Genomic DNA, 19,869 nt, shown 5'->3' with positions numbered 1-19,869 from the left:
ACCATGCGCATCGCAATCATCGGCAGCGGTATCTCGGGACTGACGTGCGCCTACCTGTTGGCCCGCCAGCATCAGATTACGGTGTTCGAAGCTGACAACCGGATCGGCGGCCATACCCATACCGTGGATGTCGATTGGCAGGGCCGACGCTACGGCGTGGACACCGGTTTCATTGTTTACAACGACTGGACCTACCCGAACTTCATCCGCTTGCTGGACCAGTTGGGCGTGGCGTCGCGCCCGACGGAAATGAGTTTCTCGGTGCATGACCCAGCGTCCGGCCAGGAATACAAAGGGCACAGCCTGGGCAGTCTGTTCGCCCGCCGGCGCAACCTGTTGTCTCCAGGCTTCTGGGGCATGCTGCTGGATATTCTCAGGTTCAACCGCGAGGCGACTGCGGACCTCAAGGCGCAGCGTATCGATAGCGCCACTCGACTGGGTGATTACCTGCGCGATCGGCGCTACGGCCAACGCTTCATCGACCATTACATCGTGCCCATGGGCTCGGCGATCTGGTCGATGTCGCCGGCCGGAATGCTGGCGTTCCCGCTGCAATTCTTCGTGCGTTTCTGCCACAACCACGGCCTGCTGTCGGTCAACCAGCGTCCGCAATGGCGAGTGCTCGAAGGCGGTTCCCGCGCCTACATCGAGCCGTTGTGCGCCCGCTTTCGCCAACGCATCCATCTCGACTGTCCGGTGCAGCGGGTCAGCCGCGACGCCGACGGCGTGACCGTGCACAGCCATCGTGGCCCGGAGCGATTCGACAAGGTGGTATTCGCCTGCCACAGCGACCAGGCCCTGGCGCTGCTCGAAACCCCAAGCGTCGATGAAGTCGATGTGCTCGGTGCCCTGGCCTACGCCCACAACGAGGTGCTGCTGCACACCGACACTCGATTATTGCCACGGCGCCAGAACGCCTGGGCGAGCTGGAACTACCGTCTGGGCGGTCCGCCACAGGCACCTGCCGCATTGACCTACAACATGAACATTCTCCAGGGGTTCGATGCGCCGGTGACGTTCTGCGTGAGCCTGAACCAAAGCGCGTCGGTGGACCCGGCCAAGGTCCTCGCCCGCTTCGACTACGCCCACCCGCAATACAGCCTCGCCGGGATCGCCGCCCAGGCTCGGCAAAATGACCTGCAAGGACAGCAGCACAGCTATTTCTGCGGCGCCTACTGGGCCAATGGCTTCCATGAAGACGGCGTCGTCAGCGCGCTCGCCGTGGCGGAGCATTTCGGAGAAGTGCTTTGAACAGCAGCCTGTGTCACGGCTGGATCGATCATCGGCGCCATACGCCGCGCGTCCACGCGTTCCGGTATCCGATCGGCATGTTTTACCTCGATCTCGCCGAACAAGCGAGCCTGCTGAGACTGTCACGTTTACTGCGGCCATGGCGTGTGGCGCCGCTGTGCTGGCGTGAGCGTGACTACCTGCCGACCCTTACCCAAGCGGGCATCCCGCTGGTTCAAGCGGTGCGGGAAGTCGTAGGGCAAGCGCTGGGCTCCGTTCCTCAAGGCGCAATCCATCTGTTGACCCAACCACGCAGTTGGGGCCTGTCATTCAATCCGGTGAGTTTCTTCTTCTGCCATGACACTGCCGGGCGCCTGGCGGCAATTCTCTGTGAAGTGCGTAACACACCCTGGCGTGAGCGCCACCATTACGTGCTGCCGGTAACCCCCGGCGAGCCGCACCTGTTCCAGGTCGCCAAGGCGTTCCATGTTTCACCGTTCCTGCCACGGGACATGGACTACCGCATGCGCTTCCTGATCCAGGACTCGCACATCCGCGTGCACATGGAAAACTGGCGCGCCGGCCAAAAGGTGTTCGAGGCCGACCTCGCGCTGCAACGTCGCCCTCTCGACGCGCCAGCACTGCGTCGCTACGTGCTGGCGTTTCCGTGGATGAGCTTGCGCACCGTGAGCGCCATCTATTGGCAGGCCCTGCGCCTGCTCTTCAAACGCACGCCCCTGCACGATCATCAGGCCAGCGATGGCAGCCTGACTGTCGGCCAAACCGCCCATAAGGATCCAGACCATGTCCGAACCCACCCTGAGCGTCACTAAGGCCAGCGGCGGCTGCCCGTTGAGCGGCGGCCTGTTCAAACAGGCCGTGTTCGCACAACTGCGCCGCCTGCGTCACGGCCACCTGCGCCTCATGCTGGATGGCGAGCCGTTGAGCTTTGGCGACGTGTCCAGCCCTTTGGTGGCCGAGGCCGAGATACTGGACGGTGCCGTCTGGGGCATGGTCGCCGGCAATGGTTCGATCGGTGCCGGCGAGGCGTATATCCACGGCTACTGGCGCAGCAACGACCTCACCGCCGTCACTCGCCTGTTCGTCGCCAATCTTGACGTGCTCGATGCCATGGACAGCGGCCTGGCACGCCTGGGCCGGCCTTTGCTGCGCGGCTTGCACTGGCTCAATCGCAACAATCGCAAGGGCTCGCGGCGCAACATCAAGGCCCATTACGACCTGGGCAACGAGCTGTTCGAACGCTTGCTAGATCCAACGATGATGTATTCGGCGGCCATGTTCGAACATGCCGAACAAAGCCTCGAACAGGCCCAGGTCAACAAGCTCGAACGCATCTGCCAGAAGCTTGATCTGCGACCCGGCGACCATCTGCTGGAGATCGGCACCGGTTGGGGCAGCCTGGCCATCCATGCGGCTACCCATTACGGCTGCAAAGTCACCACCACGACACTTTCCAAAGAGCAGTACGCGCATACCTGTCAACGTGTCGCGGCGCTGGGCCTGCAACAACGCATCGAAGTGCTGTGCCAGGATTACCGCGACCTGGAGGGACGCTTCGATAAATTGGTGTCCATCGAGATGATCGAAGCAGTCGGCCATCGCTACCTGCCCGAGTATTTCCGCCGCTGCGCCGCGCTGCTCAAGGACGACGGCCTGATGCTGATCCAGGCCATCACCATTCGCGACCAACGCTACGAGCAGGCCCGGCGCTCGGTGGATTTCATCCAGCGGCACATCTTTCCCGGTGGGGCGCTTCCGTCCCTGTCGATGCTGCTCAAGACCGCCAGTGCCCAGACCCCGCTCAACTTGCTGCACCTGGAAGATTTTGGCGCGCATTACGCCCGCACCCTGCGCCACTGGCACGACAACTTCCGGCAGTCGCGCCAGGCCCTGCTGGCGTTGGGTTATGACGAGACGTTCCAGCGCCTTTGGGAGTTTTACCTGTGCTATTGCGAGGGCGGGTTCCAGGAGCGTGCCATTGGCGTCGCGCAACTGCTGTTCGCCGCCCCCGGGGCCCGCCCCGCGCCCTTGCTGGAACAGCGTCAAGCATGATCAGTCGCACCGCGCTGATTGCCAATGCGCTCTGGCTGCAATTGGGCTGGTGGGCGTGTGTACTGGGTGCGCACCAGCCGGCATGGCTTGCTGCCGTGGTGGTTGGATTGCTCGCTCACCTACTGTTGTGCCCCGACCCGAAGGCCGAGCGTCGGGCGATGCTGCGTGTCGGTGTGAGCGGTATGTTGCTGGATGGGAGCCTGGGGATCTTGGGCCTGTTCGAATTCGCTGAAAGCCCGTTGCCGCTGTGGCTGGCGCTGCTCTGGCTGGTTTTTGCCAGCGGGCTGCGCCACAGCCTGGCATGGGCTGGAAAAAAGCTGTGGCTTGGCGCCCTCGCGGGCGCAGTCGGCGGCCCCCTCGCCTACTGCGCGGGCGCACCACTGGCGGGTGTTTCACTGCCGCTGGGGATGCTCGGCACCGCGCTGGTGCTGGCGCCGCTATGGGCGATAGGGCTGCCGCTGGCCGTACGCCTGGCCGACGCCCAATAGCCACGGCATCGGCCTGTCTACCAAGGCTCATCCAGGAAAAGCGGCAGGCGCAGCGGCTCGATCAGCCCTTCACGCTGGTCGCACATTTCATCATGGACAACCTGTTGAATCAGCGTACAGGGCAGGCGCGGCACATCGCGCAACAGCTCCCGCAGATGCGTGGTGGAGCGAACTCGAAACGAATGTCCCGACTCGTCAAGCAACGTGAGCACTTCCCGGTCCAATCGAACACGTAGAAGGTAGATTCCGCCTTCCAGTGAGAGCAATTCCAACTCGACGATCCGACCCTCGACGGCCAGTTGGAGCAGTTCTTTCAAAGTCATTGCATGTCCCCCGCCTGGCGACGGAAGAACAGCGTCACTTGTCCCAGTTCGATGCCGGCTTTGCTCATGCTGGAGCGGTTGATCAGCGTGTCCTCGTCCATCAGGTACATCCAGTCGTCAAACGTCACCTCGTAAGTGGAATCGTCCACTTGCAGGTTCAGTCGATAGCGCCAGCGCAGCGCATTGCCCGCCACCTCCCCTAACGCCTCGCCAATTACATCGTCGGCGCGGCCACTCCAAAGGCCTGGGCCGGTTGGCGTCAATGTCCAGACCCTACGCTGCCGGCTTCCATCGCTGTAGAGAAAACGCTCGTCGAGTATCAGTCGATCACCCTCGCGACGGCTGGAAATATCCACTTCAAAGCGCTTGATGACCTCCCCCGAGCGCTTCTGATAGATGCCCCAGGCCTTGACGGGTTTGCTGAAGAAACGCTCCAGGTCGAGTTGCGGTTGCTGGTCGGCATAGCGGCCTACGTTGACATTGCCGCAACTGGTCAGGCCCATCACCAGCAACAAGATGGCCAGCAGACGGATCATGGCGTGCTCCTTTTTGCGTTTGACGTATCGAGCCCCAGCAATCGTTGGCGCAACTCGGGATGACGCGTGCGCGGATCGAGCCAGATCGAGAAAAAACATCGGGAGAACAGCGTGTCGGCAATCTCGCGGGAAAGGCGTCCATCGACATAAAAGCGACTGCCTTGGCCGGGCAGGTACACGCCGGTGATGCGAGTGCCGGGTTGCACATCGACAAAGGCACCGCGCATCTGCGCCGCCCAGGCTTCCAGGCGCCCGGCATCCTGCACCGTGCCGGTGACGCGTTGCATTTCCTCAAGGCTGGTTTCGACCAGGTCCTGCTTGCTGATGCGGCGCCGATAATCGAGTTCAAGGGCAAAAGGCGTGTCCAGGCTCGGCTTGGACACGGTGCTCCAGAGCCGCGCCCGGTAGACGGCGAACCCGTACCAGCGAAAATCTGCCTCGCCGATCAGATCCGCTCCGGGCAAGGCCTCGCGCCAATCCGCCAAGGCATCACTGGCGTACAGCGCCAGCGCAAGGCTCATGGCACTTATCAAGCGGTGGCGGGCGGCTAAGGATCTGGGCATGGGCAAGCAACCGGTTTGCGAAGGCAAACCGATATTTGTACAACATCATAGTTTTGTACAGCTTTTTTGTAGGCAAATACCTTGGGATTTTCCCTAGACGCTTTCCGGTACATCAACCTGCAGCGGCACCACCCGCCTCGCCACCGGCCCTGCCAACGTGGCCGTCGCAGCCTCGACCAAGGCATCGACGGCCTCTTCCGCCAAGGCGATCACCGGATGGGAAAGTACTGCCTGGACCAACCCGGTCTTCAACGCGTCGCGGGTCAGCGGCGTGAGGTCATGGCACACCACCACGGGCAGGCGAAGCTGTTGTTCCTGAAGGCTACGCAGGGCGCGCAACACCCCGGCGATGCCGCCGCCAGCCACATAGAGCCCCGCCAGGTCGGGTTCTGCCGTGAGCAGGTCGAGCGTATTGCCATAAGCGAATTCATCGTCTTCCAGGGTCAGGCGCGAGGCGAGCAGTTCCCATTCACCGGACTGCTCCGCCAGGTAGCTGCGAAAGCTCAGTTCGCACAATTCCTGGCACTGGAAACGCTGGCTGCTGAGCATGACCGCCGCTGGACCGGGCTGCCTGGCGAGGCGGCTGATGAACCAGCCAGCCGTACGGCCTGTGAGGCGGTTGTCAAGGCCGGCATAGCCGGTGCCGGCGCTGCTCGACAATTCCGACAGCAACGCCACCACCGATATGCCTGTCTCACGCAATTGGGCCACCGCCTCGCGCACCCTGGGGTGATCGACCGCCACCACGCCGAGGCCGTCCACCTGGTCGCGCAGGGCCAGGATGCGTTGCGCCACGTTGACGGGGTCGAGGTCGTCCAGGTAACCGATGACCACCCGAATGCGCGCTCGCGCGCAGGTGGCGGCGGCGTTTGACAGGGCGTGGGCCAGCCCTTGGTAGAACGGCACCCCGCTTTTCTGCAACAGGAAGCCCAAGCGCAAGGTGGGACGGTCGTTGAGCACCCGTTGCTCGATCACGGCCTTGGCATGAAAACCCAAGCGCCCGGCCGCCGCGGCGATGCGCTGGGCGGTGTCGGCGCGGACATCGGCGCGCAGGTTCAGAACTCGGTCGACGGTCGACAGGCTCACGCCGGCTTCCCGGGCGACGTCGGCCATGGTCGGTCGTAGTTTTCGGCGGGGTTGCTTTGACATGTCTTGACACCTCTTTCCGGCATCATGAGGGGTTTTGCCACATTAAGCCATCACCCCATGGCCCGCTCCCCGCCGAGGCAATAGCATCAGGGCAAGACAAAAACAACAACAACACCGCCGGAGTGCTTCCATGGCGATTCACATCTGCACGGCGCCCTGCTGCTGGGGCGTCGATGACATCAAGAACCCGTTCCTGCCGCCGTGGCAACGGGTGTTGGGCGAAGCCGCCGAGGCCGGTTATCGCGGCATCGAGTTGGGGCCTTGCGGCTATCTGCCGCTGGAGGCCGAGACCCTCAGCCCAGCGCTGTCGGAGCACGGCCTTCACATCGTCGCGGGGACGATTTTCGATGACTTGGTAAGTCCGGCCAACCTGCCGGAGTTGCTGCGCCAGGCCCACGCCATTTGCGGATTGCTCAAACAGTTGCCGCCCATCGAACCACAACCCGGCCAACGCTTCGGTGGCCCCTACCTGGTGATCATCGACTGGGGCCACGAAGAACGCGACTACGCGGCCGGCCACTCGGACCGCGCGCCACGCCTGGACGACGCGCGCTGGAACGCCATGATGGCGCACATCCGCGCCGTCGCCGACATCGCCTGGCACGCCTACGGCATCCGTGCCGTCATCCATCCTCACGCGGGCGGCCACATCGAATTCGCCGATGAGCTGGCGCGGCTGGTGGATGATATTCCCCACGACGTCGCCGGATTGTGCCTGGACACCGGGCACCTCTATTACGCAGGCATGGACCCCCTCGCATCGCTGCGTACCTACGCTCATCGCGTGGATTACCTGCACTTCAAGGACATCGACCCGGCGGTCTTCGACCAGGTGTTGAACGAACGCATCCGCTTCTTCGCAGCCTGCGCCCGGGGCGTGATGTGCCCGATCGGGCGTGGCGTCATCGATTACCCGGCGTTGCATCGCCTCCTACATGAGCTCGGTTACCAAGGCTGCATCACCGTCGAACAGGAACGCGACCCGCGCAATGCCGCCAGCAGCCTGGAAGACGTGGCGGCCAGCCGCGCCTATCTATCCCGCATCGGTTTTTAAAGGAAAAGGAGTCCTCATGATCAATGGCAGCAACATCCTTGCACGCCCCCTCCGCTGGGCCATGGTCGGCGGCGGCGAACACAGCCAGATTGGCTACATCCACCGCTCGGCCGCCCTGCGCGACCGCAACTTCGAACTGGTTGCCGCCGCGCTGGACATCGACCCCGAGCGTGGCCGGGCCTTCGGCCAACGGCTGGGGATCGACCCGGCGCGCTGTTATCCGGACTACCTGAGCCTGTTCGAGATGGAAGCGCAGCGGCCCGACGGCATCGAGGCGGTGTCGATCGCCACCCCCAACGGCACTCACTACGCCATTACTCGCGCGGCCCTTGAAGCCGGCTTGCATGTGGTCTGCGAAAAACCGCTGTGCTTCACCCTCGACGAGGCCGAGGCGCTGCGGGACCTGGCGAAATCCAAGGGCCGCATCGTCGGCCTCACCTACGGCTATGCCGGGCACCAGTTGATCGAGCAGGCGCGGGCGATGATCGTCGCCCACGAGCTGGGGGAGATTCGCATGGTGCACATGCAGTTCGCCCACGGTTTCCATAGCGCACCGGTAGAGGCGCAGAACCAGGCGACGCAATGGCGCGTCGACCCGCGCCAGGCAGGGCCCAGCTATGTGTTGGGCGACGTGGGCACGCATCCGCTGTACCTGTCCAAAGTCATGCTGCCCGAGTTCCGAATCAAGCGCCTGATGTGCAGCCGGCAAAGCTTCGTCGCCAGCCGCGCCCCGCTGGAGGACAACGCCTACACCTTGATGGAATACGAAAGCGGCGCGATGGGCATGGTCTGGTCCAGCGCGGTGAACGCCGGCTCGATGCACGGCCAGAAGATCCGCGTGATCGGGTCCCGGGCGAGCCTGGAATGGTGGGACGAACGCCCGAACCAGCTGAGTTTCGAAATCCAGGGCCAACCCGCGCAAACCCTCGAGCGCGGCATGGGCTACTTGCATCCCGACGCGCTGCAAGACGATCGCATCGGTGGCGGCCACCCCGAAGGGCTGTTCGAAGGCTGGTCCAATCTTTATCGCCGCTTCGCCCTCGCCATGGACGCTGCCAACCGTGGCGACACCGAGACGCTGGCCGCCCTGCGTTATCCCGATATCGACGCCGGCGTGGACGGCGTGCGCTGGGTCGAGCGTTGCGTGGAATCGGCTAATAACGATTCAACCTGGATCGCCTACTAACCCGCTGCCAGAGAATTCCTGTGGCGAGGGAGCTTGCTCCCGCTGGGGCGCGAAGCGGCCCCTTTTTTGGGACTGCTGCGCAGTCCAGCGGGAGCAAGCTCCCTCGCCACGGTCATGAACGCTCCCCAAGGAGAACAACAATGAAAATCGCCCTCGATCCCTACATGCACCGCCACCTGAGCCTGCCGGACCTCTGCCGCAAGACCGCCGAGCTCGGCTACGAATACCTCGAGCTGTCGCCACGGGAAGATTTCCTGCCGTGGTGGGTTCGCCCGCGGGCCCACAAGGAACGCATCGCCGAATTCAAGAAGGCCCTGCGCGACCACGATTTGCAACTGGCTTCGCTGCTACCCATGTACCGCTGGGCCAGCCCGCACGAGGACGAGCGCCGGGCTGCGGTGAACTATTGGAAGGAAGCGATCCAGGTCGCCGTGGAGATGGGCTGCACCACGATGAACTCGGAATTCGGCCGCGGACCGTCGCCGGATCGCGGGCATAAGGTCAGTTGCTGTGGCGGCGTGCACAGCCATGAGTCGAGCGAAGCGGCCTGGTGGCGTTCGATGGAGGAATTGGTGCCGATCCTCGAATCCGAAGGCGTCACGCTCAACGTCGAGCCCCATCCGGAGGACTGGTGCGAGACGCTGCACCCGGCCCTGGACATGCTCAAGACCATTGGCTCGGACAACGTCAAGTTCCTCTACTGCACGCCCCACACCTTCTACTTCGGCGACGACATGAAAGCCATGATCGCCGAAGCCGGGCCGATGATTGCCCACGTGCACATCGCCGACACCTACAACCACAAGGCCTCGTCCGGCCTGCGCTACATCGTCAACCCGCCCGGCGCCAAAGTGACGGTGCACCAGCACATGGACATGCACCAGGGCGAGATCGACTGGGACCTGTTCTTTGGCGAGCTGGCCAAGACCGGCTTCGATGGCATCGTCACCGCGTGCGTGTTCGGCTGGGAGGAACGCGCAGATGAATCCGGGCGATTCATGCGCCAGGAAATCCAGGCCTACGTCGACAAGTACTTCAGGTAAACCGTGCCCGTCACGGCAGCAACGGCACGATCCGTGGTTTGATCGCCTGTTCGCTGATCTCCAGCAGCGCCAGCGTCACCGGCAGCTTGAACCGCCGCCGGCCGGCGCTGCCAGGGTTGAGATAGAGCCGCTCGCCGCGCCATTCGATCAGCGGTTTGTGAGAATGGCCGGTGATCACCAGCCTCACGCCTGGGTCGAGCGGTGTCGGCACGTCGGCGATGTCATGGACCAACAGCACTTGCCATCCGCCAAGGTCGAACTGCAGGCAATCGGCGATGTGCCCTGCCCAATCAGCCGCCAAGTCATTGTTTCCCCGCACCACGTGCAGCTCGGCGATGGTGGACAATGCCTCCAGAATCTGCGGGCTGCCTATATCACCGGCATGAATGATCCGCTCGCAGCCTTGCAGCGCAGCAAGCGCTTCGGGGCGCAGCAGGCCGTGGGTATCGGAAATGACGCCAACTTTCATGAACCTTCCTCCTGCGGCGTGTGTCGTGGGCTATATCTATCTCGTCGCAGTTAGCTAACGTGCTGAAATCGAATAGGATAGGCTCCGCGCTGAAAGGCGCGAACCTGTCGTGGAAAGGATATGTGAATGCTCGGACGCAAGCAGCCAGAGCCAAAAATCGAAAGCCCCGATGAAGCCTTCTCCCAGCAGGCTGTGCGAGCCGGGGCGGCGTTTCGGTTGACCGTCAGTTTCATGCTCGTGGTCATCATCGCCTTCCTGGCTGTCGAAGGCTGGCGAACATGGCGTGATTATCGCGCGGCCTTTGCCTCTGCGCGCGATTCGGTCACCAACCTGGCACGGGCAACCGCCCAACACGCCGAAGACACCATCCGACAAGTCGACGTGGTGACCGCCGCCCTCGCCGAACGCGTGGAAGGCGATGGTCTGCAAAACATGGACATCCCGCGCATCCATAGGCTGCTGGTGCAACAGGCCGCGATCATGCCGCAGTTGCACGGGCTGTTCATCTATGGCCCGGATGGCCAATGGCTGGCGACGGACAAGGAGGTGATCCCGGAAACGGCGAACAACGCCGACCGCGACTATTTCCAGTACCACCGCACCCACGACGACCGGGGCGTACGCATCGGCGAGGTGATCAACAGCCGCTCCACCAACGATTTGATCATTCCCGTCTCCAGGCGCCTGAACAACCCCGACGGTTCGTTCGCGGGCGTGCTGCTCGGGACCGTCAAGGTCAGCTATTTCGTCGATTACTACGGTGATTTCAAGATCGACGACAAGGGCGCGCTGGTCCTGGCGACACGCAGTGGAACGATCCTGGTGCGCCGGCCTTTCGTCGCCTCGGTGATCGGCAAGAGCCTGGTCAACAGCGTGATTTTCCGGGAGCATTTGCCCACCTCCAACCAAGGCATCGCCGAAGCCAGGGCCGTCGTCGACGACACCGAGCGCCTCTACGGCTACCGCGCCCTGACCACCTACCCGTTGGTGGTGGAAGCCGGCCTGTCCCGGGATTCAATCATCGGCCCCTGGCGTCGCGACCTGCTCAAGACCAGCCTGGTGCTGGTGTTCCTGATCTCGGTGCTGGTGGCTTTCGGCCTCATCGTGCTGAGCCAATTGCGCTATCGCATGACCATGGAAAAGCAGATCCGCAGCGCCCACCAGGCCATGCGCGACATGGCGCTGACCGACAGCCTGACCGGGCTCGGCAATCGCCGGCGGCTGGACATCGCCCTGGCCGATGAGCTGCGCCTGGCCAAGCGCCAGGGTTCGTCCCTGGCCCTGATCATGCTCGACGTCGATTACTTCAAGCGCTTCAACGACCGCTACGGCCACGCCGCCGGTGACGACTGCCTGCGAGCCATTGCCGGCGCGATCGGGCAGACGATCAAGCGACCGGGTGACCTGGCGGTCCGCTACGGCGGCGAGGAGTTCACCGTGTTGCTGCCCAACACGGACAGCCCAGGCGCCGCCAAGGTCGCGCAGCAAATCCTCGATGCCGTCCGGGCCTTGAACATCGAGCATGGCGATCATCCCTTGGGGATCGTGACCATCAGCGCCGGCATCACCACCTGCCAGCCAAGCAACGAGGACGCGACCCCGGCCATGCTGATCAAGGCCGCAGACGCGTTTTTGTACCTGGCGAAGAACACCGGGCGAAACCGCTGGTGCAGTGCCGGTGCTTCCCGGCCCTGACGCGGCGATCAACCGCATATCGCCTCATATCACCCAATGTCGGGTTGCGCAGGTGCCGATCCGGCGCCTGGCGGCTACAATGCGCGCTTCGACCGTGACCAGCCTGACTAAAAAAACATGTCCTTGCCTAAACATCATCTGGAATTGCTCAGCCCCGCCCGCGACGTGACCATCGCCCGCGAGGCCATCCTGCATGGCGCCGATGCCGTGTACATCGGTGGCCCGAGTTTCGGCGCGCGTCACAACGCCTGCAACGAGGTGAGCGATATCGCCCAGTTGGTGGAGTTCGCCCACCGCTACCACGCCCGGGTGTTCACCACGATCAACACGATCCTGCACGACAACGAACTGGAGCCGGCCCGCCAGTTGATCCACCAGCTCTACGATGCTGGCGTCGATGCCCTGATCGTCCAGGACCTGGGCGTGATGGAACTGGACATCCCGCCGATCGAGCTGCACGCCAGCACCCAGACCGACATTCGTACCCTCGCCCGGGCGAAATTCCTCGACCAGGCCGGTTTCTCGCAACTGGTATTGGCCCGTGAACTGAACCTGCAGGAAATCCGCGCCATCGCCGACGAGACCGACGCGGCCATCGAGTTCTTCATCCACGGCGCGCTGTGCGTGGCGTTTTCCGGGCAGTGCAACATTTCCCACGCGCAAAACGGCCGCAGCGCCAACCGTGGCGATTGCTCCCAGGCCTGCCGCCTGCCCTATACCCTCAAAGATGACCAGGGCCGGGTGGTCGCCTACGAGAAACACCTGCTGTCGATGAAAGACAACAACCAGAGCGCCAACATCCGCGCCCTGGTGGAGGCTGGCGTACGCTCGTTCAAGATCGAGGGCCGCTACAAGGATGCGGCCTATGTAAAGAACATCACTGCCTACTATCGTCAGCGCCTGGACGATGTCCTCGAAGACCGCCCCGACCTGGCCCGCGCCTCCAGTGGCCGCATCGCGCATTTCTTCGTGCCGGACCCGGACAAGACCTTCCACCGTGGCAGCACTGACTATTTCGTCAGCGAGCGCAAGATCGACATCGGCGCCTTCGATTCGCCGACGTTCACCGGCGTACCGGTGGGCGTGGTGGAGAAAGTCGGCAAGCGTGACCTGCAAGTGGTGACCTCTGACCCGCTGTCCAACGGCGACGGCCTCAACGTGCTGGTCAAGCGCGAAGTGGTGGGTTTCCGGGCCAACATCGCCGAGCCCAAGGGCGAGTTCCTCGATGACGAAGGCCAGAAGCGCTACCGCTACCGCGTCGAGCCCAACGAAATGCCAGTCGGCATGTACCAGTTGCGCCCCAATCATCCGCTGAGCCGCAACCTCGATCACAACTGGCAACAAGCGCTGCTCAAGACCTCCGCCGAGCGCCGTGTGGGCCTGGCCTGGGTCGCACAGTTGCGTGAAGAGCGCCTGGCGCTGACCGCCACCAGCGAAGAAGGCATCAGCGCCAGCGTGGCCCTCGACGGTCCCTTCGGCCTGGCGAACAAGCCGGAGCAAGCCCTGGAACAATTGCAGGACCTGCTCGGCCAACTGGGCACCACCGAGTATCACGCCACGTCGATCAAGCTGGACGCGCCCCAGGCGTTTTTCATTCCCAACTCCCAGCTCAAGGCGCTGCGCCGCGAGGTGATCGAAGCCCTGACCACGGCACGCGTCGCGGCGCACCCACGGGGCGGACGCAAGGCCGAGACCACGCCGCCGCCGGTGTACCCGGAATCGCACCTGTCATTCCTGGCCAACGTCTACAACCAGAAGGCCCGGGACTTCTACCACCGCCACGGCGTCAAGCTGATCGACGCGGCGTTCGAAGCCCACGAGGAAACCGGCGAAGTGCCGGTGATGATCACCAAGCACTGCCTGCGCTTCTCGTTCAACCTCTGCCCCAAGCAGGCCAAGGGCGTCACCGGCGTGCGCACCAAGGTTGCGCCGATGCAGTTGATTCACGGTGATGAAGTGCTGACGCTGAAGTTCGACTGCAAGCCCTGCGAGATGCACGTGGTCGGCAAGATCAAGGGGCACATCCTCGACCTGCCGCTGCCGGGCAGCACCGCGCAGCCGGTGGTGGGGCATATCAGCCCGGAAGATTTGCTCAAGACGATTCCGCGCGGGACGCATTGATCGGCGGGTCAGTTACCTCTCGGTTGAATGGACCGACGTCTTCGCGAGCAAGCCCGCTCCCACAGTAAGTGCTGCTACTCAGCCGCCTCTGCTGATCTTTTGTGGGAGCGGGCTTGCTCGCGAAGGCGATATTCCAGCCGCCGGAAAAGTTGGATCAGACGCGGCGCAGGGATTTTTCATTTCTGCGCCGTTTGCGCTTTTACGGGCGACATATTCCGTTCAAGGGGCTCCCCCAATCCGCGTTCATGATGCTAGGTTGTAAGTGATTGTTTCATCAAACGACACTTTTCCCTGCAAAGGAATGCCTGCCACCATGAACTTCCCGTTCAAGCGTCTTGCTATCGCCACCCTCGTCCTGTCCACCCTCTCCTCCCTGCCGTTATCGGCCAATGCCAACATCACTGCGCAACAAAGCGCGGACTTCGTCAAAGCATTCAGCGATACCTCGGTCAGCGATTTCCGCCAGTTCCTGGCAAGCGTCGCCAAGAGTGACCTGGCCAAGACCGCCAACCTCGGCCCGGCGATCGATGCCTTCCAAGACAACAAAACCCTGTCCGCCGAGCAACAGAACGAGATCCATCGGCTGCTGGGTCTCTACGCCCGGGTGAAGTACGGCAAGGCCGCCACCGAGACGTTGCGCCAGTTGGTGGAAATCCCGACCTATCGCAAGGACGGCGTGGCCCAGCATGAAAACCCGGAATTCCTGAAGATCGCCGACAAGATCAAGAGCCTGGCCAACGACTTCAACCTGAACTTCCGCAACATCGACAACCGCGTCTATGAGATTTCCCTCGAAGGCAGCGGCGACGAAGTCGTGGGCATTCACGCCCATGCCGACGTGGTGCCGGTGACGCCGGAAAACTGGGTGCTCAAGGACGGCACCAAGCTTGATCCGTTCAAGGTCACACTGGTGGGCGATCGCATGTACGGTCGCGGCACCGAGGATGACAAGAACGGCATCGTCGTGGCGCTCTACGCCATGAAAATCATCAAGGAAGAAAAACTGCCGCTGGCGCGTCACTTCAAGCTGCTGGTCGACACCACCGAAGAAACCACCGGCGATGCCATTCCCTATTATTTCGAGCGCAACCCGACGCCCAATTACAACCTGGCGCTGGATGGCAGCTACCCGGTGGTGATCGCCGAGAAAGGCTATGGCACGGTCATGGCCAATTTCCCGCGTCGCGCGGGCCAGGGCAAAGGCGCCGAGATCACCGGGCTGACCGGCGGCATGGCGACCAACCAGATCCCATCGACTTCAGTCGCGACATTCGCCACCGACAAACCCGCCGAGCTGGCCGCCAGCCTGCGCAAGGCCGGCACTGACTACGCCAAGGCCAATGGCGGCGACGTTGAGGTAAAAAGCGAGGTGGACGGCAAGACGGTCAAGCTGACCTTCACTGGCGTTTCCGCCCACTCCTCCGAGCCTGAGTCAGGCGTCAACCCGGTGGCCAGGATGCTGGTGTTCATCAACGGCCTCGACGGCAAGGTCGCACTCAAGCACAACCACATCACCGACTCCGCCCGCTATGCCACTGACAATTGGGGCCTGGATTACCTGGGCAAGAAACTGGGCATCGGCTTCTCCGACGCATTCATGGGCCCGCTGACCGCCTCGCTGACCTACGTCGGGATGGATGACAAGACCTTCAAGCTGGCCGTGAACCTGCGGGTGCCCGTGGGCAAGCCGACCGAGACGCTGAAGACGGAGATCAACGACAAGCTTTCCGACTGGGCCAAGAAGTCCAAGGTCGCGGTGGCCTTCGATAACTCTATCGACGAACCGATGTACCGCAACCCCGAAGGCGAATGGGTCAAGGCGCTGCTGGCCGTCGCCACCGAGAACCTCGGCATGGAACACAAGTTTGGCACCTCCGCAGGTGCCACGTCGGTCCATGACCTGCCCAACGGCGTGCAATTCGGCCTGGCCATGCCCGATGTGAAGTACACCGGTCACAACGACAACGAGTTCAAGACCGTGGAGCAGTTCCTGCTGGACCTGCAGGTCGTGACCGAAATGATGGGGCGGATCGGGCAGTTGCCGAAGCTCTAACTACTCCTGCCCAGCAATGCTATCTGAAGTTTGCGGGTTCTAATGTGGCGAGGGGATTTAGCGAAACGTCGCACCGCCCCGCTGGGCTGCGCAGCGGCCCCAAGATATTGCGGTCGCTGCGCAACCGAGCGGGGATAAATCCCCTCGCCACAGGTTATTCATTATTTCAGATGATCAGCGGTTTCATCCGGTGCCTTGTCCGTCACATCCACCACGTCTATCCCCCAATCCCCGTGCAGGTACCAATCCTCGCCGATCATCTCCGCCGGGTGCATCGTGCGGTCGGCGCCGTTGCCGCACGCCAGCGCGGTCGACGCGCAGTAACGGTCGCACCCCCAACAAATGCGCTCGGGATGTTTGGGACTGATGGGAAAGGGCTTTGCCATGACGACCCCGCATGCCGGATGGATGTACCCCACCCTACCCTGGCGCCGCGCAGCGTCCCTTGATTCCGGTCAAGAACAGAGATCCGGGGAAAATTCACGCTGAAAATTGACAAGAATCATTATTATTCGCAGCGAAGCTTCCTAGACTCGGCGCCATCACTTAGCCAACCAGGAAGTCATCATGCGCACACTCGCTCCCCTGTCCCTCGCCCTGTTGTGTCTCGTACCGCTGGCCCAGGCCAAGGAATACCCCATCGGCGAACCGCAACTGTGCCCCGGGCTTGAAGTCGGCGCGGTGTACCTGCAACCGATCGAAATGGCCCCCCCCGGCATGATGCGCGCCACCGCCGATTCCGATGTGCACCTGGAGGCCGACATCCGCGCCACCGCCGACAATAAACAGGGCTTCCAGGAAGGCAGCTTCGTGCCCTATCTCAACGTCTCGTTCCAGTTGAAGAAACAAGGCAACGACACCGAGCTCAAGGGCGATTTCCACGCCATGGTCGCCAATGACGGGCCGCACTACGGCGATAACGTGAAGCTGCTCGGCCCCGGCAAATACCAACTGACCTTCACCGTCCAGCCGCCGGCAGGCCACGCATCCCTCGGCCGTCACACCGACAAGGAAACCGGCGTGGCGCCGTGGTTCGAGCGCTGTGAATTGCACTACGAATTCGTCTACGCCGGGATCGGAAAAAAAGGCGGGTACTGAACATGAGCCGATTCATCTGGCTGATGCTGGCCGGCCTGTCGCTGCCATCGATCGCCAAGGCCGAACTGCTCACTTACGAGCTGAGCATGCGCGACGGGCAGTTCACCCCGCCGCTGCTTGAAGTGCCGGCCGGCCAGCGTTTCAAGATCGTGCTGAAGAACATCGGCCAAGGCCCGGCGGAATTCGAAAGCACGCCGCTACGGGTCGAGAAGGTCCTGTCCCCCGGCGTGACCAGCTTCGTGGTGATCCACCCGCTGCGCCCCGGCCGTTACCCGTTCTTCGATGAATTCAACCCGCAGTTACCCGAGGGCAGCATTCTCGCCCGCTAATCCTCAGGAGAGGTTCGAATGACGCAATCGATGTTCATTGTCTGGCGCGAAAGCGTCGAGGCCTTGCTGGTTATCGGCATTCTCCAGGCCTGGGTGAGCCGCCAGCAGCAGGCCGACCGACTGCTGCGCTACGTTTGGAGTGGCGCGGCCCTCGGCCTGTTGCTGTCGGGCGTGCTGGCCGGTTTGATCCTGTTGGCCGGCGAAGCCATGAGCGGCGGCGCCAACGAGTGGTTCCAGGCGTCGTTGGCGCTGGTCGCCAGTCTGCTGATCGTGCAAATGGTCGGCTGGATGCATCGCAACGCCGGCACGCTCAAGCATGACCTCACGCGTCAGGCCGACCAACGCCTGGGGCGCCAGGGTGGGATGGGGCTGCTGGTGCTGGCGTTGCTTGCCGTCAGCCGCGAAGGCAGCGAAACCGTGGTCTTTCTCTACGGCGCCGGCGCCCGGCTGGAAGGTCCTTCACTGGGGTTGTTCGCGGTCGGCGCGGTGGCCGGATTGGTCTTGTCGCTGCTGACCGTTTCCCTGCTCCACGGCAGCCGCCGATTCATCTCGTGGCCGCGCTTCTTCGCCATCAGCGAAGCGATCCTGCTGCTGTTGGGCTCGGCGCTTCTGGTCAGCGGTGTCGAGCGGATCGGCGGGCAACTGTTGGCGATGGATTGGCCGGAGGCGGTGTATCGCGCCATCGGCGATGCGCTGTGGGACAGCAGCGCCGTGCTGGACGACGGCCATGGCTTGGGCGCTTTTCTCGCCGACTTCACCGGTTATCGCGCCAGCCCCAGCCTGCTGACGTTGCTGGTGTGGCTCGGTTATTGGCTGGCCGTCGCCGGTTGGCTGCGGCCACGCAGCAAGGTGGAAAACCTGCCATGCCCGACCTGAACCCGGCGCTCCAGCGCCTCGGCGACGGCATGCGCCGCCATGGCGCGACCATCCGCACCGTGCAATGGGCGGTGGTGCTGTTCTACGCCGTGCTGTTGGTTCTCCCGGCGATGTTGCCGTTGCCGGACAGCCAGGCGCATCTCCTGGACAACTTGACGTTGTTGGCGCAGTTCCTGTTCTGGGGGATCTGGTGGCCGTTCGTGTTGCTGTCTATCGTCCTGTTCGGCCGGCTCTGGTGTGGCGTGCTGTGTCCCGAAGGCGCCTTGAGCGAATGGGCCAGCCGATACGGCCGTGGCCTCGGCGTGCCACGGGGATTGCGCTGGGCCGGTTGGCCGACCCTGGCGTTCTGCCTGACCACGCTCTACGGCCAGTTGATCAGCGTCTATGACTATGCCCAGGCGGCGCTGCTGATCCTCGGTGGCTCGACCGTCGCGGCGGTCGTCGTGGGATTGCTGTTCGCCCGTGGCAAACGGGTGTGGTGCCGTTACCTGTGCCCGGTCAGCGGCGTCTTTGCCCTGCTCGCCCGCCTCGCACCCGTGCACTTCCACGTGGATGAAAAACGCTGGCTGGAAAACCCGGCGCCGCGCCGCCCGCCGCCCAACTGCGCGCCTTTGCTCGACATCCGCCGGATGCGCGGCGCCGCCGATTGCCATGCCTGTGGCCGTTGCAGCGGCCAGCGCGACGCGGTGCGGCTGATCGCACGCTCCAGCAACCGGGAAATCCTCCAGGCCACCCCAACCACGGTCTCGCCCTGGGACGTGCGCTTGCTGTTCTTCGGGGTCATTGGCCTGGCGATGGGCGCGTTCCAGTGGACCGTCAGCCCTTGGTTCATCGCCTTGAAACAGGGGTTGGCCCAATGGCTGGTGTCGCGCGACGTGACCTGGCCGTTGCTGGACAACGCGCCGTGGTGGTTGTTGACGCACTATCCGCGGCTCAACGACAGTTTCAGTTGGCTGGACGGTTTTTGCATCGTCACTTATCTCGGAATGAGTGCGTTGCTGATGGGCACTGCGTTGATGCTGCTGATGCGCCTGGCGGCCCGACTCTCGGGTGATGCTGCACAGTATTGGCCCTTGGCCATCACCCTGGTGCCCCTCGGCGGTGCAGGGTTGTTCCTCGGCCTGTCGGCCACCACGGTGAAGCTGTTGCGCTACGAAGGGTTGTTGCTGGAATGGGTACAGCCAGCCCGGGCGATGCTGCTGGTCGCGGCCATCGGCTGGAGCTTGCTGCTGGGCTGGAAAGTGCTCGGCCGCGACGGCGCCGGGCCGATCCAGCGGATGCCCGCCATGACCTGTCTGGTCATGGCGAGCGGCTTGGTGGGATACGGTTGGTGGTTGCAGTTCTGGGGGTGGTAACACGAAGCCACCAACGTCCCCTGTGGGAGCGAGCCTGCTCGCGAAGGCGTCGGCACATCCAACTCCGATGCAAACTGACCCACCGCCTTCGCGAGCAAGCTCGCTCCCACAGGGATTCGCGGCGTCCACCATGTCCAGGCTCAAACACAAAGCCAATGTGGGAGCGAGCTTGCTCGCGAAGGCGTCGGCACATTCAACCTTAATTCAAACAGACCCACCGCCTTCGCG

Annotated in this window: 20 protein-coding genes; 14 read left to right on the top strand and 6 right to left on the bottom strand. The window is 63.1% G+C overall.

What is annotated here, in order from left to right; all coding sequences use genetic code 11:
* Positions 1-3: 3 nt before the first annotated feature.
* Genes JMN22_RS15045 through JMN22_RS15030 form a run of 4 tightly spaced genes read left to right on the top strand, consistent with a single transcriptional unit; the run spans position 4 to position 3,791 of the window.
* Positions 4-1,251 (top strand): NAD(P)/FAD-dependent oxidoreductase, encoded by a 1,248-nt coding sequence (locus tag JMN22_RS15045; RefSeq protein WP_198796526.1) that lies wholly within the window; start codon positions 4-6, stop codon positions 1,249-1,251.
* Positions 1,248-2,063, top strand: a complete 816-nt coding sequence (locus JMN22_RS15040) for a DUF1365 domain-containing protein (RefSeq protein ID WP_030138827.1) — start codon at positions 1,248-1,250, stop codon at positions 2,061-2,063. Before JMN22_RS15045 ends, JMN22_RS15040 begins: the two co-directional genes overlap by 4 nt.
* The gene (locus JMN22_RS15035) at positions 2,035-3,303 is read left to right on the top strand and encodes an SAM-dependent methyltransferase (RefSeq protein ID WP_198796527.1); all 1,269 of its coding nucleotides are present in this window, start codon (positions 2,035-2,037) and stop codon (positions 3,301-3,303) included. Before JMN22_RS15040 ends, JMN22_RS15035 begins: the two co-directional genes overlap by 29 nt.
* Positions 3,303-3,791 carry a DUF2878 domain-containing protein gene (locus tag JMN22_RS15030; protein WP_080628530.1) on the top strand — a complete coding sequence of 163 codons (489 nt, stop codon included), beginning with the start codon at positions 3,303-3,305 and terminating at the stop codon, positions 3,789-3,791. Before JMN22_RS15035 ends, JMN22_RS15030 begins: the two co-directional genes overlap by 1 nt.
* A gap of 17 nt (positions 3,792-3,808) precedes the next feature.
* On the opposite strand, the gene JMN22_RS15025 is transcribed toward JMN22_RS15030, so the two are convergent.
* The 4 genes from JMN22_RS15025 to JMN22_RS15010 all read right to left on the bottom strand — a co-directional run bounded on the left by JMN22_RS15025 (position 3,809) and on the right by JMN22_RS15010 (position 6,362).
* A complete protein-coding gene (locus tag JMN22_RS15025) occupies positions 3,809-4,114 on the bottom strand; it encodes a DUF6482 family protein (protein ID WP_198796528.1) in 306 nt (101 codons plus the stop codon).
* Complete coding sequence (locus JMN22_RS15020) at positions 4,111-4,650, bottom strand: DUF3833 domain-containing protein (protein WP_198796529.1); 540 nt, start codon at positions 4,648-4,650, stop codon at positions 4,111-4,113. Before JMN22_RS15020 ends, JMN22_RS15025 begins: the two co-directional genes overlap by 4 nt.
* On the bottom strand, positions 4,647-5,213 hold the full coding sequence (locus JMN22_RS15015; RefSeq protein ID WP_033864438.1) for a chalcone isomerase family protein: 567 nt from the start codon (positions 5,211-5,213) through the stop codon (positions 4,647-4,649). Before JMN22_RS15015 ends, JMN22_RS15020 begins: the two co-directional genes overlap by 4 nt.
* Before the next feature lie 93 nt (positions 5,214-5,306).
* On the bottom strand, positions 5,307-6,362 hold the full coding sequence (locus JMN22_RS15010; protein WP_045155838.1) for a LacI family DNA-binding transcriptional regulator: 1,056 nt from the start codon (positions 6,360-6,362) through the stop codon (positions 5,307-5,309).
* 130 nt (positions 6,363-6,492) lie between these two features.
* On the opposite strand from JMN22_RS15010, the gene JMN22_RS15005 reads away from it, so the two are divergent.
* The 3 genes from JMN22_RS15005 (at position 6,493) to JMN22_RS14995 (ending at position 9,645) form a co-directional block, all read left to right on the top strand.
* Positions 6,493-7,416 (top strand): TIM barrel protein, encoded by a 924-nt coding sequence (locus JMN22_RS15005; protein ID WP_039591077.1) that lies wholly within the window; start codon positions 6,493-6,495, stop codon positions 7,414-7,416.
* 16 nt (positions 7,417-7,432) lie between these two features.
* Entirely contained in the window at positions 7,433-8,602 is a 1,170-nt protein-coding gene (locus tag JMN22_RS15000) for a Gfo/Idh/MocA family protein (RefSeq protein WP_198796530.1), read from the top strand.
* Between the two features lie 140 nt (positions 8,603-8,742).
* Positions 8,743-9,645, top strand: coding sequence for a sugar phosphate isomerase/epimerase family protein (locus JMN22_RS14995; protein ID WP_045155837.1), 903 nt, complete (start codon positions 8,743-8,745; stop codon positions 9,643-9,645).
* Between the two features lie 10 nt (positions 9,646-9,655).
* Here JMN22_RS14995 and JMN22_RS14990 read toward each other — a convergent pair whose 3' ends face one another.
* Complete coding sequence (locus JMN22_RS14990; RefSeq protein ID WP_198796531.1) at positions 9,656-10,114, bottom strand: metallophosphoesterase family protein; 459 nt, start codon at positions 10,112-10,114, stop codon at positions 9,656-9,658.
* A gap of 126 nt (positions 10,115-10,240) precedes the next feature.
* Here JMN22_RS14990 and JMN22_RS14985 point away from each other — a divergent pair, with 126 nt between their 5' ends.
* From JMN22_RS14985 to JMN22_RS14975, 3 genes are all read left to right on the top strand, one after another.
* Positions 10,241-11,809, top strand: a complete 1,569-nt coding sequence (locus JMN22_RS14985) for a sensor domain-containing diguanylate cyclase (RefSeq protein WP_198796532.1) — start codon at positions 10,241-10,243, stop codon at positions 11,807-11,809.
* Positions 11,810-11,926: 117 nt separating this feature from the next.
* On the top strand, positions 11,927-13,930 hold the full coding sequence (locus JMN22_RS14980; protein ID WP_198796533.1) for a peptidase U32 family protein: 2,004 nt from the start codon (positions 11,927-11,929) through the stop codon (positions 13,928-13,930).
* A 313-nt stretch (positions 13,931-14,243) separates the two neighbouring features.
* The gene (locus JMN22_RS14975) at positions 14,244-15,983 is read left to right on the top strand and encodes a dipeptidase (protein ID WP_198796534.1); all 1,740 of its coding nucleotides are present in this window, start codon (positions 14,244-14,246) and stop codon (positions 15,981-15,983) included.
* A 161-nt stretch (positions 15,984-16,144) separates the two neighbouring features.
* Here the strand turns inward: JMN22_RS14975 and JMN22_RS14970 are convergent, their stop codons facing one another.
* Positions 16,145-16,369, bottom strand: a complete 225-nt coding sequence (locus JMN22_RS14970) for a DUF3079 domain-containing protein (RefSeq protein WP_198796535.1) — start codon at positions 16,367-16,369, stop codon at positions 16,145-16,147.
* A gap of 181 nt (positions 16,370-16,550) precedes the next feature.
* On the opposite strand from JMN22_RS14970, the gene JMN22_RS14965 reads away from it, so the two are divergent.
* From JMN22_RS14965 to JMN22_RS14950, 4 genes are read left to right on the top strand one after another with little or no spacing between them, the layout of a single operon-like run.
* On the top strand, positions 16,551-17,081 hold the full coding sequence (locus JMN22_RS14965; RefSeq protein ID WP_198796536.1) for an iron transporter: 531 nt from the start codon (positions 16,551-16,553) through the stop codon (positions 17,079-17,081).
* A gap of 2 nt (positions 17,082-17,083) precedes the next feature.
* Entirely contained in the window at positions 17,084-17,410 is a 327-nt protein-coding gene (locus tag JMN22_RS14960) for a cupredoxin domain-containing protein (RefSeq protein ID WP_198796537.1), read from the top strand.
* A gap of 18 nt (positions 17,411-17,428) precedes the next feature.
* A complete protein-coding gene (locus tag JMN22_RS14955; protein WP_030138809.1) occupies positions 17,429-18,286 on the top strand; it encodes an FTR1 family iron permease in 858 nt (285 codons plus the stop codon).
* Positions 18,274-19,641 (top strand): 4Fe-4S binding protein, encoded by a 1,368-nt coding sequence (locus tag JMN22_RS14950; protein WP_198796538.1) that lies wholly within the window; start codon positions 18,274-18,276, stop codon positions 19,639-19,641. Before JMN22_RS14955 ends, JMN22_RS14950 begins: the two co-directional genes overlap by 13 nt.
* Positions 19,642-19,869: the final 228 nt, after the last annotated feature.

The organism is Pseudomonas sp. HB05 (assembly GCF_016756915.1).
Classification (GTDB): Bacteria; Pseudomonadota; Gammaproteobacteria; order Pseudomonadales; family Pseudomonadaceae; genus Aquipseudomonas; species Aquipseudomonas alvandae.
Note: the sequence above shows the minus strand (reverse complement) of the source record. Positions and strands in the feature narration are given on the sequence as shown.

What these genes read in the sequence shown, in the direction of transcription:
- JMN22_RS15020 (WP_198796529.1), bottom strand. Translation starts at nt 4,650, where the DNA reads ATGATCCGTCTGCTGGCCATCTTGTTGCTGGTGATGGGCCTGACCAGT.
- JMN22_RS14960 (WP_198796537.1), top strand. Translation starts at nt 17,084, where the DNA reads ATGAGCCGATTCATCTGGCTGATGCTGGCCGGCCTGTCGCTGCCATCG.
- JMN22_RS15005 (WP_039591077.1), top strand. Translation starts at nt 6,493, where the DNA reads ATGGCGATTCACATCTGCACGGCGCCCTGCTGCTGGGGCGTCGATGAC.
- JMN22_RS15045 (WP_198796526.1), top strand. Translation starts at nt 4, where the DNA reads ATGCGCATCGCAATCATCGGCAGCGGTATCTCGGGACTGACGTGCGCC.
- JMN22_RS14990 (WP_198796531.1), bottom strand. Translation starts at nt 10,114, where the DNA reads ATGAAAGTTGGCGTCATTTCCGATACCCACGGCCTGCTGCGCCCCGAA.
- JMN22_RS14995 (WP_045155837.1), top strand. Translation starts at nt 8,743, where the DNA reads ATGAAAATCGCCCTCGATCCCTACATGCACCGCCACCTGAGCCTGCCG.
- JMN22_RS14975 (WP_198796534.1), top strand. Translation starts at nt 14,244, where the DNA reads ATGAACTTCCCGTTCAAGCGTCTTGCTATCGCCACCCTCGTCCTGTCC.
- JMN22_RS14985 (WP_198796532.1), top strand. Translation starts at nt 10,241, where the DNA reads ATGCTCGGACGCAAGCAGCCAGAGCCAAAAATCGAAAGCCCCGATGAA.
- JMN22_RS14965 (WP_198796536.1), top strand. Translation starts at nt 16,551, where the DNA reads ATGCGCACACTCGCTCCCCTGTCCCTCGCCCTGTTGTGTCTCGTACCG.
- JMN22_RS15035 (WP_198796527.1), top strand. Translation starts at nt 2,035, where the DNA reads ATGTCCGAACCCACCCTGAGCGTCACTAAGGCCAGCGGCGGCTGCCCG.
- JMN22_RS15010 (WP_045155838.1), bottom strand. Translation starts at nt 6,362, where the DNA reads ATGTCAAAGCAACCCCGCCGAAAACTACGACCGACCATGGCCGACGTC.
- JMN22_RS14955 (WP_030138809.1), top strand. Translation starts at nt 17,429, where the DNA reads ATGACGCAATCGATGTTCATTGTCTGGCGCGAAAGCGTCGAGGCCTTG.
- JMN22_RS14970 (WP_198796535.1), bottom strand. Translation starts at nt 16,369, where the DNA reads ATGGCAAAGCCCTTTCCCATCAGTCCCAAACATCCCGAGCGCATTTGT.
- JMN22_RS15025 (WP_198796528.1), bottom strand. Translation starts at nt 4,114, where the DNA reads ATGACTTTGAAAGAACTGCTCCAACTGGCCGTCGAGGGTCGGATCGTC.
- JMN22_RS14950 (WP_198796538.1), top strand. Translation starts at nt 18,274, where the DNA reads ATGCCCGACCTGAACCCGGCGCTCCAGCGCCTCGGCGACGGCATGCGC.
- JMN22_RS14980 (WP_198796533.1), top strand. Translation starts at nt 11,927, where the DNA reads ATGTCCTTGCCTAAACATCATCTGGAATTGCTCAGCCCCGCCCGCGAC.
- JMN22_RS15015 (WP_033864438.1), bottom strand. Translation starts at nt 5,213, where the DNA reads ATGCCCAGATCCTTAGCCGCCCGCCACCGCTTGATAAGTGCCATGAGC.
- JMN22_RS15000 (WP_198796530.1), top strand. Translation starts at nt 7,433, where the DNA reads ATGATCAATGGCAGCAACATCCTTGCACGCCCCCTCCGCTGGGCCATG.